Annotated in this window: 10 protein-coding genes and 1 pseudogene; 6 read left to right on the forward strand and 5 right to left on the reverse strand. The window is 72.8% G+C overall.

The features are described 5' to 3' along the window. Positions 1 to 9 precede the first annotated feature (9 nt). Positions 10 to 2,691: a penicillin acylase family protein gene (locus tag ACIB24_RS17130; RefSeq protein WP_398282836.1), complete on the reverse strand. Its 2,682-nt coding sequence runs from the start codon at positions 2,689 to 2,691 to the stop codon at positions 10 to 12. Between the two features lie 91 nt (positions 2,692 to 2,782). Here ACIB24_RS17130 and ACIB24_RS17135 point away from each other — a divergent pair. Beyond that, positions 2,783 to 4,204, forward strand: a pseudogene (locus tag ACIB24_RS17135) (potassium/proton antiporter); the annotation flags it as partial. A gap of 28 nt (positions 4,205 to 4,232) precedes the next feature. Here the strand turns inward: ACIB24_RS17135 and ribD are convergent. Next, complete coding sequence (ribD, locus tag ACIB24_RS17140; protein WP_398282838.1) at positions 4,233 to 5,327, reverse strand: bifunctional diaminohydroxyphosphoribosylaminopyrimidine deaminase/5-amino-6-(5-phosphoribosylamino)uracil reductase RibD; 1,095 nt, start codon at positions 5,325 to 5,327, stop codon at positions 4,233 to 4,235. Between the two features lie 70 nt (positions 5,328 to 5,397). Here ribD and ACIB24_RS17145 point away from each other — a divergent pair, with 70 nt between their 5' ends. The 4 genes from ACIB24_RS17145 to mscL all read left to right on the forward strand — a co-directional run bounded on the left by ACIB24_RS17145 (position 5,398) and on the right by mscL (position 7,878). Then, complete coding sequence (locus ACIB24_RS17145) at positions 5,398 to 5,730, forward strand: FmdB family zinc ribbon protein (protein WP_398282840.1); 333 nt, start codon at positions 5,398 to 5,400, stop codon at positions 5,728 to 5,730. A 175-nt stretch (positions 5,731 to 5,905) separates the two neighbouring features. Then, positions 5,906 to 6,721, forward strand: coding sequence for an S-methyl-5'-thioadenosine phosphorylase (locus tag ACIB24_RS17150; protein ID WP_398282842.1), 816 nt, complete (start codon positions 5,906 to 5,908; stop codon positions 6,719 to 6,721). A 31-nt stretch (positions 6,722 to 6,752) separates the two neighbouring features. Further along, positions 6,753 to 7,475: an RcpC/CpaB family pilus assembly protein gene (locus ACIB24_RS17155; protein ID WP_398282844.1), complete on the forward strand. Its 723-nt coding sequence runs from the start codon at positions 6,753 to 6,755 to the stop codon at positions 7,473 to 7,475. A gap of 13 nt (positions 7,476 to 7,488) precedes the next feature. Beyond that, positions 7,489 to 7,878, forward strand: coding sequence for a large conductance mechanosensitive channel protein MscL (mscL, locus tag ACIB24_RS17160; protein ID WP_398282846.1), 390 nt, complete (start codon positions 7,489 to 7,491; stop codon positions 7,876 to 7,878). Between the two features lie 10 nt (positions 7,879 to 7,888). Here mscL and ACIB24_RS17165 read toward each other — a convergent pair whose 3' ends face one another. The 3 genes from ACIB24_RS17165 to ACIB24_RS17175 form a co-directional block, all read right to left on the reverse strand. Then, positions 7,889 to 9,040: a methyl-accepting chemotaxis protein gene (locus ACIB24_RS17165; protein WP_398282848.1), complete on the reverse strand. Its 1,152-nt coding sequence runs from the start codon at positions 9,038 to 9,040 to the stop codon at positions 7,889 to 7,891. Positions 9,041 to 9,147: 107 nt separating this feature from the next. Continuing rightward, the gene (locus ACIB24_RS17170) at positions 9,148 to 13,575 is read right to left on the reverse strand and encodes a hypothetical protein (RefSeq protein ID WP_398282850.1); all 4,428 of its coding nucleotides are present in this window, start codon (positions 13,573 to 13,575) and stop codon (positions 9,148 to 9,150) included. A gap of 69 nt (positions 13,576 to 13,644) precedes the next feature. Continuing rightward, positions 13,645 to 14,181, reverse strand: a complete 537-nt coding sequence (locus ACIB24_RS17175; protein ID WP_398282852.1) for a peptidase — start codon at positions 14,179 to 14,181, stop codon at positions 13,645 to 13,647. Between the two features lie 286 nt (positions 14,182 to 14,467). On the opposite strand from ACIB24_RS17175, the gene urtA reads away from it, so the two are divergent. After that, entirely contained in the window at positions 14,468 to 15,712 is a 1,245-nt protein-coding gene (gene urtA, locus ACIB24_RS17180; RefSeq protein ID WP_398282854.1) for an urea ABC transporter substrate-binding protein, read from the forward strand. Positions 15,713 to 15,871 lie beyond the last annotated feature (159 nt).

Here is a 15,871-nt window from a genome sequence, read left to right on the forward strand (position 1 = left end):
TCCGGCGGCTCAGCCCTTGCTGAACCGCTGTTCCTCGCGGCTGGCCTCCTGCACCGCCTGCTGGCTCGCCGGCCACGCGAAATCCTTGTTGGCGAGCCAGGTCTCGATCTGGTCGTCGTAGTGCTTGTCGCCCGGGTGACCCGACTCGCCCGTCTGGTTCACCCACCGGGAGTGGTCGAAGTTGTCCAGGTCGACGACCATCCGCATCGATGGCGCGGCCACCACGTCGAACGTGCCGGACGACGCGTCCCAGGCGAAGGCGTCGACGATCGACGACCCGCCCGGCGCCTCGTAGGGCCCGCGGTTGACCAGCTTCTGCAGCAGGCCCGGCGTCCCGTCCGCACCCAACGGCGTCTGCTTCAGCTCCAGCCGGTGCAGCCGCCCCCACTGCCACCGTTTCGGCTCCTTGCCCAGCGTCGCCGTCAGCTCCAGCCGGGCCTCCACCAGGGACCGGCGCAGCACCTCGTCGCGGGTCTCGGTGACGTCGGGCGTCTTACGGTCGTCCCACCACTGGTTGCGCGGGTTGTCGAGTAACGAGGAGACGACCGCGAACCAGCGGTCCCCGCCGTCCGGCCGGAACCCCTCGGGCAACTCGTCGGCGAAGGCCAGGTCGAGGATGTTCGTCCAGACCACGTTGAAGTAGGCGGCGGCCGCGGAATCCGTGGGCTGGGTGTAGTCCCAGCCCTTCAGCAGATCGACGGCCTCACGGTAGAAGGGGTCCGTCACCTTGATCTTCAGCAGGAGCGGCACGAGCACGGCGGCGATCCCGTTGCGGGTGTCGCCCTGGACCGCCTGCATGTCCGCCACGGTCAGGCCACCCGGGCTGCGCTTGGCCGCCGTGGTCAGCAGGTCCTCGATCCGCTGCGACCGGTAGCCGTAGTCCCAGTCCTTGGTCAGCACCGGCGTCCCGTCCGGGCCGGTCACCGCCTGGTTGGCCGCCACGATGTAGTTCTGCGGCGGGTCCTCCTCCCACGGCATGTTCTTGGCGGGCACGGTGCCGGTCCAGTCGTAGGCGGAGTCCCAGCCCGGGTGCGGCCAGGTGCCGTCGACGGGCACCGTGGACGACGCGCGACCGGGCCCGCGCACCGGCACGGTGCCGGTCGACTGGTAGCCGATGTGCCCGTCCACGTCGCCGTAGACGAAGTTCTGGCCGGGCGCCTGCAGTTTCAGGACGGCGGCGCGGAAGCTGGTGAAGTCGTGCGCGACGTCGACCGCGAACAGCCCCTCCATCGACGTCCCCGGCGTGAGCGCCGTCCAGGCCAGGCTCACCGCGTAGTCGGTGTTCCGGTCGTCGTCCTCCCCGGGCACGGGCGCGGACCGCCCCGCGTCACCGAGACTGGTCAGGACGTCGGACAGCAGCGGCCCGTGCCGCGTCCTGCGCACCGTGATGGTCACCGGGTCGCCGCCGGCCACCTTGATCTGCTCCTGGTGCACGCTCATCGGTTCGAGCTTGCCGTCGTACTCGACCGAGTTGCCGGTGACCTTCTCCAGGTAGAAGTCGGTGACGTCCGGCGCGAGATTGGTCATCCCCCAGGCGATCCGGTCGTTGTGACCGATGACGACCCCGGGCAGCCCGGCGAACGTGTACCCCGATACGTCGAACGGACAGGACGTGGTCACCGTGGTGCAGTGCAGGCCGACCTGCACCCAGACCCCCGGCATCGATGTGGCCAGGTGCGGGTCGTTGGCCAGCAGCGGCAGCCCCGTCGAGGTCAGCGCACCGCCGACGACCCACGAGTTCGAGCCGATCCCGTCACTGTTCGCGCCGAGCAGGTCAGGGATCGCGTCGACCGCGGCGTCCGCGGCGGCGAACGCCCGCTGCACCCCGGCGTCCTCGAGCGAGGACGTCTTCCACTCCGAGGTGTCCGCCGGCTCGGCCGGTGAGGTCGGGGGGTGGCTCGCCAGGGTCGGGCCGGCCAGCGCGGGGTTGGCGAGGGACGACGACAGCTGCGCGGTCCCGCTCGACGTCCCCGCGGAGCCCGCGGTCTGGATGATCGGCGAGTGCTGCGCGTAGTCGTACGCGGGGAACAGCTGGTTGACCCGCTTGATGTCCCGCACGGTGGAGACGGCGCGGGCCCGGGCCAGTTCCTCGTCGTAGTTGCTACGCAGGTCCCAGGCCATCGCCTTCAACCAGGACACGGAGTCCAGCGGCGTCCAGGCCTCGATCGGTTCCAGGTCGTTGGCCCGCGCCAGCACCGTGTAGCTGACCGACAGCTCCGACGGCGAGCGGTCCTTGATGTAGGCGTTCACGCCGTCCGAGTACGCCTGCAGGTAGCCGCGGGTGGTGGCCGGCAGCTTGGCCAGCTCCTGCTCGGCGACGTCCCGCCAGCCCATCGTCCGGATCAGCGCGTCCGCCCTGAGCGCGTCGTCGTTCCTGCCGACCAACTCGCTGAGCCGGCCCGCGGTGACGTGCCGGCGCAGGTCCATCTCGAAGAACCGGTCCTCGGCCTGCACGTAGCCCTGCACGCGGAACAGGTCCTGCGGGTTGCTCGCGTACACCTGCGGGACGCCGCGCGCGTCGCGGTACACGGTGGCCGTGCCCGTCATCCCGGGCAGCTTCACGTCGCCGCCGCGGTCGGGCAGCGGCCGCCGGACGAGGACCAGCGCACCCCCGCCGACGACCAGGACCGCGGCCACGACGACCGCCACCGCGACCAGGGCGGTGACACGGACAGCCCGGCGACGAGTCACGCGGGAGACTCTAGCCACTCGGGCGTGCACGTCCGGTCGACCGTTAGGGGAACGATAAGATTCACAGTCTGACGTGCGGGAGAGGTGACGGTTGACGGTCGAGCAGCTCAACATCGCGCTGCTCGCGGGCCCCGTCGTCCTGCTCGCCGCCGTCGCCGCCGTGCGGGTCTCCGTCGGCAGCGGCTTTCCCTCCCTCCTGCTCTACCTGGCCCTCGGGCTCGGCATCGGCGAGCGCGGGCTGGGCGTGCAGTTCGACGACGTCGACCTCACCGCCGCGCTCGGCTACGCCGCGCTCGTGCTGATCCTCGCCGAGGGCGGGCTCACGACCCGGTGGACGACGGTCCGCGCCTCGGTCGCACCCGCCGCCCTGCTCGCCACCCTGGGTACGGCCGTCTCGGTGGCCGTCGCGGGTTCGGCCGCGCACGTCGTCCTGGGGCAGGACTGGCCCGAGGCCCTGCTGCTGGGCGCCGCGATCTCGTCCACCGACGCGGCGGCCGTCTTCTCGGTGCTGCGCCGGGTGCCGCTGCCTGGGCGGCTGGTCGGCATGCTCGAGGCGGAGTCGGGCTTCAACGACGCGCCGGTCGTGATCATCGTGATCGCGCTGACCGAGGTCGCGCACGGCGGGCACTACTCGGTCCACGGGCTCCTGCTGGAGGCCGTGGTCGAACTGGTCGTCGGGTCGGCGATCGGACTGGGCGTCGGCTGGCTCGGCGGCCGGATGATGCGCGGCATCGCGCTGCCCGCGGCCGGTCTCTACCCGATCGCCGTGCTCGGCCTGGCCGTCGGCGCGTACGGGGCCGCCACCCAGCTGCACGGTTCGGGGTTCATCGCCGTGTACCTGGCCTCGCTGGTGCTGGGCAACGCCCGGCTGCCGCACGGCGCCGCCGTCCGCGGGTTCGCCGAGGGGCTGGGCTGGATCGCGCAGATCGGCCTGTTCGTCCTGCTCGGCCTGCTGGCCGACCCGGCCCGGCTGCCCGAACAGCTGGGGCCGGCGCTGGTCATCGGCCTGGTCCTGCTGCTGGTGGCCCGGCCGCTGTCCGTGCTGGCCTCGGTCAGCTGGTTCGGGGTGTCCCTGCGCGACCAGGTGTTCCTGTCCTGGGCGGGGTTGCGCGGTGCCGTGCCCGTCGTCCTGACCACCATCCCGATCGCGGCCGGGGTCGACCCGAGCGGCAAGGCCTTCGACCTGGTGTTCGTCCTGGTCGTGATCTTCACGCTGGTCCAGGCGCCGACGCTGCCGCTGGTGGCCAAGTGGCTCGGGCTGACCGAACGGGTGCGGGCGGTGGGGCTGGACGTCGAGAGCTCGCCGCTGGGCGCCCACGGCGCCGAGGTGCTGCAGGTCCACGTCGGCCCGGAGTCGCGGTTGCACGGCGTGGAGATCTTCGAGCTGCGGCTGCCGGTCGGCGCGAACGTGACCCTCGTGCTGCGCGACGGGGAGGCGCTGGTCCCGACCCAGCGCACGATGCTGCGGCACGAGGACTCACTGATCGTGGTGACCACGACCGCCGTCCGCGACCGGACCGAGGCCCGGCTGAAGGCCGTGTCTACGGGCGGGAAGCTGGCCCGCTGGCTGGTCGACGAGCCTCCGGTACGGCGGTCACGCGGACGTCGTCGCCGAGCTGGACAACCTCTCGTGGCCGCAACCGAACCGCCTCGCCGATCGTCGTGACGCCGGCGCCGGCCAGCGCGTTCGGGCCGTCGCCCAGCAGGGCCGGGGCCAGGTAGGCCACGACCCGGTCGACCAGCCCCTGCGCGATCATCGCGCCCGCCAGCGTCGGCCCGCCCTCGAGCATCACGTGCCGCCGGTCGCGCTCGTACAGCGCACCCAGGAGAGCGGCGAGATCGAGGTGACCGGCGTCGTCCCGCCCGAGCTCCGCCGCGGTGGCGACCCAGTGCGGGGCCTGGCCGTCGCGCACCCGGGCGAGCGGCGGCGTCCGGCCGTGGGTGTCGGCCACGACGCGCAACGGCTGCCGCTCGAGCAGCCCGCCCGCGTCGTCCCGCGCGGTGAGGGCCGGGTCGTCGGCGAGCACGGTGCCCACCCCGACCAGCATCGTGTCGACCTGCGCACGCAGCCGGTGCACGTCGCGGCGGGCCGCCTCGCCGGTGATCCACCGGCTGGTGCCGTCGGCGGCGGCGCTGCGGCCGTCGAGGGTGGCGGCGAACTTCCACGTCACGAAGGGGCGGCGCAACCGGGTGGCGGTCAGCCAGACCTCGTTGACCCCCTCGGCCTCCGCCGCCAGCAGGCCGGCCTCGGTGACGACGCCCGCGGCGGCCAGGCGCTCGAGCCCACCGGCGGCGGGGGCCCAGGGGTCGCGCACGGCGGCCACCACCCGGCCCACCCCCGCCTCGATCAGTGCCTCGGTGCAGGGCCCCGTGCGGCCGGTGTGGTTGCAGGGTTCGAGCGTGACGTAGGCGGTGGCGCCCCGGGCCCGGTCCCCCGCCTGGGCCAGCGCGTTGACCTCCGCGTGCGGGCCGCCCGCCCGCTCGTGCCAGCCCTCGCCGACCACGGTGCCGTCGCCGGCGGTGATCACGCAGCCCACCACCGGGTTCGGCAGCACCGTGCCCGCCCCGCGGGCGGCCAGCTCGACCGCCCGCCGCATCGCCCGTTGCCCCGCCCGGGTCTCGTCCACGGCCGTCATGCTGAGCATCCTCTCGCGTGCCTTACCATTGGCACTCGACGTCAGAGAGTGCCAGGTTCAGGAGGATGACGTGCCCACGTACGTCTATGCGTGCACCGAGTGTGGTCACCAGTTCGAGGCCGTGCAGTCCTTCAGCGACGCCTCGCTGACCGAGTGCCCGAACTGCTCCGGCAAGCTGCGCAAGGTGTTCAACTCGGTCGGAATCGTCTTCAAGGGGTCCGGCTTCTACCGCACCGACTCGCGCGACAAGAACTCGTCGTCGACCTCCTCGGAGACCAGGTCGGAGACCAAGTCCGAGAGCAAGACCGAGACGAAGTCCGAGACCAAGACGGAATCGAAGTCCGAGTCGAAGCCCGCGGCCAAGAGCGAATCCAAGGCGAGCACGTCGTCCTCCGCCACCTGACCCTGTCGCTCAGCCCGGCCTGGTGAGCACGGTGTGACACCACGCCCACCAGGTGAGCACGGTGTCACACCGTACTCAGCGGTCCCGTCGTCCACACCCGGCAGGACGGGCCGGTTGTACACAGGTGTGGCCCGCGACGCAGCGGACCCGGCCTCGATCTCGTAGCTTCTGGCGCATGCCTGATGCACCCCGCGCCGAGATCGCCGTCATCGGCGGCTCCGGCTTCTACACGTTCCTCGAGAACCCCACCGAGGTCGCCGTCGAGACCCCCTTCGGCGCGCCCAGCGAACCGCCGCTCGTCGGCGAGGTCGCGGGCCGCCGGGTCGCGTTCATCCCCCGGCACGGGCGCGACCACCGGTTCCCGCCGCACCGGGTGAACTACCGGGCGAACCTCTGGGCGTTGCGCGCGCTCGGCGTGCGGCAGGTGCTCGGGCCGTGCGCGGTCGGTTCGTTGCGCGCCGACTGGGGGCCCGGGTCGCTCGTCGTCCCCGACCAGGTCATCGACCGCACGTGGGGGCGCGCCCACACGGTGTACGACGAGCCGGTCGGCGTCGCGCACGTGTCGTTCGCCGACCCGTACTGCCCGCGCGGCCGGTCCGTCGCCCTCGCGGCCGCGCGGGCCACCGGACGGGAGGCGAAGCCCGACGGCACGCTGGTCGTGATCAACGGTCCACGGTTCTCCAGCCGGGCCGAGTCGCGCTGGCACGCCGCGGCCGGCGGTTCGATCGTCGGCATGACGGGCGTGCCCGAGGCGTCGATCGCCCGCGAACTGGCCGTCTGCTACACCTCGCTGGCCGTCGTGACCGACCTCGACGCCGGGGTCGACGCGGGTGACGGGGTCACCCACGCCGAGGTGATGGAGACCTTCGCCAAGAGCATCGAGGCGTTGAAGGCCGTCGTCGCGCAGGTCATCTCCGACCTGCCCGCCGACGACGAGTGCAGCTGCCGGCACAGCCTCGACGGCCTCGAGCTGCCGTTCGAGCTGCCCTGACGCCCGGCTTCGCGAACGACGGGGCACGGGGGTGGACGCGCAACGACGGCGGGCGCTGCAGCTGGCCTGGTGGCGGCACCGGCGCACGGTTCTCGCCGTACCCGTGGCCCTGCTGGCCTGGGTGGTGCTGCGGTCGCTGGTCCCGGGGGAGGCAACGGTGCTCGTGCCGGTGGTCACCCACGACCTGGCGGCCGGGGCCGTGCTCGGGGCGGACGACGTGCGGCCGGTGGCGTGGCCCGCGGGAACGGAACCCGGCGGCCTCGTACCGGCGACCACCGGGCGGGTCCTGGCCGGAGCGATGCGCGCGGGGGAACCGGTGACCGACGCCCGGCTCGTCGGCCGGTCGCTGCTGCTCGGCCAGCCCGGCGGGTCGGTGGCGGTGGCGGTGCGGCTGGCCGACGCCGCCGGGGCCGCGCTCGTCCGGCCGGGCGACCGGGTCGACGTCCTGGCGGCCCGGGCCGACGGTGAGTCGGCCGCCGCCTCCGCCGACCCGGTGGCCAGCGCGGCGCTCGTGCTGAACGTCCCTGCGGCGCAGTCGGACTCGGCCGCGGAGGGCGGCGGGGTACTGGGCCTGACCCGAGCCTCGGGTGCCTCCGCCGCTGAGGGCGCATCCGCCGTCCTGCTGCTCGCCGTCGACCGGGCCACCGCGGCCCGGTTGGCCGCCGCGCAGGCCGACCAGTTGCTGAGCGTCGCACTGCTGCCCCCGGCGATCATCGCGACTACGCTCGGCGGGGCACCCTCACCGGCTCCGTGATGTGGAGGTAGAGATGATCAAGGGTTTCCGCGACTTCCTGATGCGAGGCAACGTCGTCGACCTGGCCGTCGCCGTGGTGATCGGCACAGCGTTCGGCCTCGTCGTGAAGGCGTTCAGCGACGGCTTCATCGGCGGTCTGATCGGTGCCATCGGCGGTAGTCCAGATTTCGGCGACGCCGGCGTGACGATCAACGGCAGCAAGGTCGTCATCGGGACGACGCTGACCGCGTTCATCAACTTCGTCATCGTCGCGGCCGTCGTCTACTTCGCGGTGGTCATGCCGATGAACAAGCTCATGGAGCTGCGCAAGCGCGGCGAGGTCCCCGAGGTGGCGGCCACCCCGGAGGACATCGCTCTGCTGCAGGAGATCCGCGACCTGCTGCGCGACCGGCCGCTCTCGTAGACGCCGTCGCTCAGCTGTTGGCGATGATCTGACCGAGCGACTCGACCTCGGTCAGCACGTCGGCCACGACCGGGCCGATCTTGTTGCTCTGCTCAGCCGTGGTCCGCGCGTTGCCCGCCATCCCCTCGATGCCCGAGGCGATCTGGCTGACCACGGCCGACTGCTCCTCGACCGCCGAGGCGACCGTGCCCTGCGACGAGCTGACGGCCTCGACCAGGCGCTCGATCTCGCGCAGCGCCTCGGCGCTGCCCGCCGCAGCGTCCTGGATCGCCTCGATCCGGCTCTCGATGTCGCCGATGCTGCTGGACGTCGTCCCGGCCAGCTGCTTCACCTCGTCGGCGACGACCGCGAAGCCCTTGCCCGCCTCACCGGCGCGCGCGGCCTCGATGGTCGCGTTCAGCGCCAGCAACCGGGTCTGCGCGGCGACGCTGGTGATCAGGCGCAGGAACTCGGCGATCTCGGCGCCCGCGGTCTGCAGCTGCGCGAGCCGCTCCACGCCCTGGGCGGTCGCGGCCACCGCCTGCCGCACGGTGTCGGAGACCTCGCTGGAGATCCGGGCGATCTCCTGGACGGCGGACCGCAGCTCGTTGGTGGCCTGCGCCGAGGCGTCGGCCTGCCCCGCGGTGGTGGAGGCCGCGTTCTCGATCTGGCTGGCGACCTCGCCGAGCGAACCCATCCGATCCCGCGAGATATCCAGCGCGCTCATCGCCCGCACGTTGCGCTCGCTCACGTTGTCCCACGTGACGATGTAGCCGTGCCGGACGCCGGCGCCGTCGGCGATCGCGTTGATCTGCGTGCGCAGCGTGATGTCCCCGAAGGTGAACACGGAGGTCCGCGGCAACTGGTTCGGATCGGCCAGGATCTTCTCGATCCGCGCCGGATCCCGGTGGAATCGGTGGATCGAGCCGCCGAGCAGGTCCTTCAGCTCGAGGCCGAACACCGAGCGGATGGTCGGGGCGATGCCCTTCAGGGTCTGCAGGCCCAACTCGTTGACGAACACGATGTTCAGGTCGAGGTCGGCGATGAAGCAGTTGGTGTTCAGGCTGTCCAACGCTGCGCGCAGCGGGTGCATGCGGTCGTCGAGGAGTGACCCGAGGCCGGAGGAACGCCGCCCCGAACGGGCGGTACGAGCCGGCGGCAGAGACTGAGCGAGCTGAGACACGACGGGGCCCTTCTGGTCCCGGGACCCGGCTGTTTCGGGAAGAGAACCTGAAGGATCTTCGTCCGGCGCCGCCCCCGGCTTGAGCCGCCGAGGACCAGTCGTTCGGGCTACTCCCAGTGCGGGGGCCGCTCGCGCTGGAGTTCCTCGTCGCGATCGCCCTGCGGCGCCTCGCCCCAGCCCTCGTCGGTGTCGTCGCGAGTCTGCTCGTCCTCAGGGCCGGTACTGGTCGGGCTGCCGGTGCTCATGGTGGACGACGGTAGCTCGGGTTCCAGCTCCGGGGGATCCGGGTCGATCATCGGCCCCAGGTCGAGGTCGTCGCCCGGATCGGGGGCGGCGACCGGCTCCTCGGCGACCGGCTCCTCGGCGACCGGCTCCTCGGCGACCGGCTCCTCGGCGACCGGCTCCTCGGCGACCGGCTCCGGGAGTTCCGCGTCGTCGAGGCCGGGCTCCTCGTCGTCCTCGTCCTCCAGCGCCTCGGGGACGACCAGCGCCCCCTCGTCCTCGGCCGGCACCGGCGGCGGGCCGAAGTCGTCGGCCACCGGCCGGGCCAGGGCCTCCTCGTAGGCGAGGCGGACCCGCTCCACCTCCAGCGCCGGGTCGGTGAAGTAGTCGATCGAGCTGACCTTCAGGTACGACCAGCCCGCGCGCTGCCAGCGGTCGGGACGCAGGCGCTCGCGCTCACCGCACGAACGCCCCGAGAACGCGGGCCCGTCCACGTCGACGCCGACCAGCATCCGGCCCGGTACGCGGGGGTCGGCCAGAGCCAGGTCCAGCGGCCAGCTCCGGTCCCCGACCCGCGACTGCACCGGCAGGCCCGCCGCCGACAACCGCGAGCGCAGGTCGGCGACCAAGCCGTCGACCCCCGCGGTCGAGCGACCGGAGCGCGCCGACGTCCGGCCCGCCGCGGCCAGCAGGACGTCCCGCAGGAGCCGGGCCCCCGGCGTCCGCAACCGGTCGACCACCAGGTCGGCGGCGGTGAAGCAGCACACCACGGTCGTCCGCAGCCGGGCCCGGCTCAGCCCGGCGATCAGCCCGGCCGCACCGTGCTCGCCGTCCAGAACCCCGAACCGGTGCAGCACCCGGCCGTGCATGGTCCGCGCGATGCCCACCGACAGGATCGCCGCGTCGCGTTCCACCCCCAGCGCCCGCTCGACCGGACGGACGAGGAACCGCTCCGCCGCGTCGCCGCGGCGGCGGGCCTCCAGCCAGCGGGCCAGCGCCGGCCGCTCGAGGACGTGCGCGCGCAGCGCCTCGTCGATCCGTTCGGCGTGCCGTTCGCTCAGGGTGACGACGACCAGCGACTCCTCGGGCCGGTTCACCGCGTGCTCCTCGACCAGGTCGACCACGCGGTTCACCTCGGCGTCGGCGCTGATCGGCAGCTCCTCACCGGGCGGCGGGACGGCCATCCCGTCGGTGACCGGTTCGAGCGTGAGCGGCGGCAGCGCCTCGATACCGGGGGTGAGCTGCCACCCTTCGCGGTAGTGCGCGACCAACGGCAGCAGCATCCGGCCGTCGGCGGCCCGGTGGTCGCGCTCCAGCCGGCAGACCGTGGCGAACCGGCCGACCGCCTCGGCCAGCGACGGCCCACCGCCCGCGGGCGTCGTCTGCCGCCGCCGGTCACCGCCGACGACCACCTGCGCACCGCGGGCCAGCGCCGCGACGACCTCGGCGATGCCGATGTACCCCGCGTCGTCGACCAGCACGGTGTCGACCAGCGGGCCCAGCTCGGGGTCGGCCGGCGCGAGCGAGGCGGCCACCGTGTCGGGGGTCATCACCCACACCGGCGCCAGCCCGCCGAGCACGTCCCCGCAGGCCCGGACGAGGTCGACCAGCCGCGGCCGGGCCTCCTCGACGGCCAGTTCGGTGCGCAGGGTCTGCACCTGATCGGCATGCCGGGCAACGGTTTTCGCGGCCCGCGCGGCCACCGCGGAACGGACCGCCCGGGCCCCACCGGCGATCTGCTCGGCCTGCGCCACCCGCAGTTCCTCGGTGAACCGCCGCGACTGCGCGGCGTCGCGCCGGTTCAGCCGGGGGTCGGCGGCCACGATGCTCTCGCGCACCGAGGCCCACCACAGCTGGTCGAGCTCGGCGTCGACCCGCTCGAGGCCGACCCGGCGTTCGCGGAAGTCGTCGACCACCGCACCGAGCCCGGCCTGGCGCAGCCCGTCGACGAGCGTGGCCCGCCGCGGCTGCCCGAGGATGCCCTCCTGGTCGCCCGCCAGGTCGTGCACGCGGTACTGGAGGTCGTCGAGCGGGATCACCCGGGGGTCGGCGTTGGAGCTGCCGGCGAACGCGTCGGCCAGCACGTCGAGCGCCGACATGGCCCGCCGGACAGCGGCTTCCGCCTCCGAGAGGCCGACCACGACGCGGGGCAGCTCGGGCAGGACGGCGAACTGCGCCCAGCGCCGCTTCTGGTCGCGCGCGTCGCACAGCACCTTGTACAGGTCGGGCACGTGCACGCCCGGGCGGACCAGCGCCTGGGCGGCCTTGCGCAACCGGCGCCGGTCACCGCGGCCCAGGTCGGAACCCGCCTCGGAGCGTTCCGCCCGCGGGGCCAGCGCCTCGGCCAGCAGGTCGAGGTCGTGCTCGTAGACCTGCGGCTGCATCACGTCGACGGTCAACCGGACGCCGAGCAGCAGGTCGAGCAACGGCAGCCAGCCGCTCGCGTGATGGGCGGGGTGGAGGCCGGCGGCCGAGGTCACACCGTCCATCGCGGTGCGGGCCCGGTCGAGCCCCGAGCGCAGGATGAGCGCGGCCTCGAGCGCGGCGCGGGCCTGGACGGCGGTGGTCACGGCCGCGTCGAACCAGCGGGTGTCGGCCCGGCTCAGCGTGAAGGCCCCGGCCTGCGCGGCGGCCTGCAGGTGCGTGCGCAGGCGCTCGCGGGTGACGCCGTCCAGCCCCTTGAGCAGGCCGGTCTCCAACCGCACCGGCGTCTGCGGCGGTTCGGGCCGCCCGGACAGTTCGGCGAGGGCCACCATCGCGTCGTACAGACTGACGCCCCACGGGTCGCGGACCTCGTGCAGCGCCTCCACCTCGTCGTCCAGGGCCCGCCGGACCCGGCGCAGCGTCTCCACCGCCCCGTCGTCGTCGCCGGCCCGACCCGGCCGGGGCAGCGCGGCCATCGGCCCGGTCACCGCCTGCAACGCGCTCAGCAGGTGCCGGGGGGTGGCCGGGCCGCCGAGACTCTCGCGCAGGTCGAGGACCAGGTCGTCGATACCCGCCGCGCGCAGCCGGGCCAGCAGCGCCTCGGTGCTGGCCCGCCGGGGGCTGAGCACCAGCACGCTGCGCCCGGCGGCGACCAGGCGGGCCGTCGCCGCGGCCAGCGTGTGGGTGACCCCGGCCCCGGGCGGGCCCTCGACCAGCACGTCGTCGCCGCGCAGCACCGCGTCGACCGCCGCCCGCTGCGACGGGTCGAGGTCGAGGACCAGCAGGTCTTCGGCCGGGTCCGGTTCGGCGGGCGGTTTGACCGGTAGGACGCCACGCGGCCCCAACCGGCCGACCATCGCCAGCCGGCGGTTCTCCCCCGGCACGGGGGCGACGGGCGCGGGGACGACGGGCGCGGGGACGACGGGCGCGGGGACGACGGGAGCCGGGCGTTCGTCGTCCGGGCGCACCTCGAGCGTCTCGACCGTCAGGTCGGCGGGCGGAGCCGGGGCCGGCTCCTCGGCGGCGGGCTCAGCGACCCGCTCACCGGCCCGCTCACCGGCCCGCTCACCAGCCGTGGCGAGGTCGACGACGGCCGGGGCCAGCGACCGGGCGACCCGGCCGAGCAGCCGGTGCTCGCGGATCGCCGGGACGGCGGCCTCCAGGTCCGCGATCACCGCGCCCGAACCGGCGGCGAAGGTGGCCAGCACGAGGCTGCGTTCGATCGTGAACCCGGGGACGTCCGCGCAGTGCTCCTCGAGCCAGGCGTAGACCGGACGCGGGTCGAAACCCTTGGCCCCGTGGGCCAACCCGGCCAGGTACGTGCCGTCGGCCGGCACCCCGTAGGTCTCGACCAGGGAGCGGACCAGTTCCGGGTTGATCAGCACGGCGTCGTCGAGCTCGAGGTCGAAGTCCTCGTTGCCCGCCCCCCGCGGGCGGACGGCGCAGCCGCGCAGCACGACGGGCGCCTTGACCGGGCCGTCCTTCTCGCCGGCCGGCAGCCAGGACGCGACACCGACCGACAGGCAGCAGCCCTGCACCCCGCGCTGCGCGGAGAGCACGACCGCCGAGCTACGGATCGCGCGGGCCTGACGCCAGGCGGCGGCGTGGGCGGCCTGTTCCCGGAAGAGGCTGGACAACCGGGTCTGCCGGCCCGCGAACAATTGGGCCAAGCCCGACGGGTGGGCGTGGGTGAGGTCCAGCCACGAACTGGTCGCGCCCGGACCGCTGACCACGAGCGTGTCGGGCAGGTCGGTCCCGGCGAGGGCACGGCGCCACGAGTCGAGGGCACCCTGGGCAGAGTCCTCCGCCGGGCGCTCGACGCGGGGCGTGGCGGCGCGGGGCGTAGCGGCGCTCTGGGCGAGCGAGCCGCCGGCGGACTGCTCGGGCACGTCCCGAGGCTAACCGCGCGGCCCCTCCCGCCCCGGGAGCACACACCGTGCGCCGGAGCAGTCCTCTCTTCAGGCGGCGAGCAGCATCGCCAGGACGGCGGTGTCCGGGTCGAGCGCCGGGTCGATGCCGACCTGGCTGACCAGCCGGGTGACCGTGCCGTCGCGTTCGGCCTCGACCCACGCGGCGCGGTGCTCCAGCCCGAGGTGCGGGACGCCGGGCAGCAGCACGCAGCCGGACGCGGCCCCCTGCACCTCGGGGGTCGAGGGCCGGCTCTCGGACGGCGGGTGGAGCAGCAGGAGCGCGGGCGGCGGCAGCTGGAACGCACCGGGGCCAGGCGCCCCCTCACCGAGCACCGGACCGGCGGCGGTGACCAGGCCGACGGTGTCGGGCCGCGGGTCGTCGGGCAGGTCCTCGACGGCGCGGTAGACGGTGGTGGTGGGCACGAGCCCGGGCACGGTCGCCAGGCGGACGGCGAGGGTGAGGAACTGCGTCCACTCCCGGGTCGAGTCGGGCCAGCGTCCGCTCACCACGAAACCCCTCAACGCACCACCGGATTGGAAGGCCACGATCTCGACGGGGGTCTCGTTGGGCTCATCGACGGACACGGCGGCCTCCTCGGTACGGGGGTCTTGGAGGCATGGTCGCTCGAGTGCCGTAGCGACGTCACGCGGAGAGTTCCCCTTGTCTCTCGTTGTCAAACAATCGCGCCAGAAATTGTTCGCTTTGAACGGATTACGCGATTTACCTGCGCGTCACAGCCAACTCACCAACAACTCACAGCCGAAACACGGCGGGCCCTTGATCGCAAAGCGTGAAACCTACGGTTGCCGGGCCATCGAGGGCGCACTCCGAACCGGCGTGCGCCCTCATACCTGTGAGCCTGGAGGATCCATGTCGATTCCGAGAGGGCGGCGCCTTGGGGCGTCCGCAGCCGTCCTCGTCGCCGTCCTGGCCCTTGCTGCGTGTGGCAGCAAGACCGGCGACGACACGGCCACCGCTGTGGTGACCGCTGACACGTCCGGTCCGACCGTCAAGGTCGGCCTGCTGAACTCGCTGTCCGGCACCATGGCCATCAGCGAGGTGACCGTCAGCAAGTCGCTCAAGCTCGCGATCGACCAGATCAACGCTGACGGCGGTGTCCTCGGCAAGAAGATCGAGCCGATCCAGGAGGACGGCGCGTCCGACTGGCCGACCTTCGCCGAGAAGGCCGAGAAGCTCATCACCCAGGACCGCGTCGCGGCCGTGTTCGGCGGGTGGACCTCCTCCAGCCGCAAGCAGATGCTGCCGGTCTTCGAGAAGAACAAGGCGCTGCTGTTCTACCCGGTCCAGTACGAGGGCCTGGAGACGTCGCCGTACATCTTCTACACCGGCGCGACGACCAACCAGCAGATCATCCCGGGCCTCGACTACCTGAAGTCGCAGGGCAAGAAGAAGATCTTCCTGGTGGGCTCGGACTACGTCTTCCCGCGCACCGCCAACAAGGAGATCAAGGCCTACGCCAAGGCGAACGGCATGACGATCACCGGCGAGGAGTACCAGCCCCTGGGTTCGGTCGAGTTCGGGACCATCGTCAACAAGCTGAAGGCCTCGAAGTCCGACGCGGTCTTCAACACCCTGAACGGTGACTCGAACGTCGCCTTCTTCAAGGAGTACAAGTCGGCCGGTCTGACCGCCGCGTCGCTGCCGACCGTCTCCGTCTCCATCGCGGAGGAGGAGGTCAAGGCCATCGGTACCCAGTACCTGAAGGACCAGCTGACGGCCTGGAACTACTACCAGACCATCGACTCCCCGGAGAACAAGAAGTTCGTCGAGGCGTACAAGGCCAAGTACGGCGAGGCCAGCCCGACCTCCGACCCGATGGAGGCCGCCTACACGTCGGTCTACCTCTGGAAGGCCATGGTCGAGAAGGCCGGTTCGTTCGACGTCGCCAAGGTCAAGGCCGCCTCCGACGGCGTCACCTTCGACGCCCCCGAGGGCAAGGTCACGATCGACGGCGCCACCCAGCACATCTACAAGACGGCCTACATCGGCAAGGTCAACGCCGACGGGCTCATCTACTCGGTGTGGGACTCGGGCAAGCCGATCAAGCCGGACCCGTACCTCAAGGGTTACAGCTGGGCCGCGGGTCTCTCCTGACCTGACCGCCTGAACTCTCAGCACGACGTGGTGGCGGGGGGGGGGGGGGGCCCCCCCGCCCCCCCGGGGTTTAACCCAAAACAAAAACCCCGCGGCCGAGAGAACCAACTTGTCGGGAACCAACCCAAAAACCGGCAGGGCGGGGGGGCAGTGCGTGTG

Origin of the sequence: Spongisporangium articulatum (genome assembly GCF_044465595.1) — a bacterium.
Classification (GTDB): Bacteria; Actinomycetota; Actinomycetes; order Actinomycetales; family Kineosporiaceae; genus Spongisporangium; species Spongisporangium articulatum.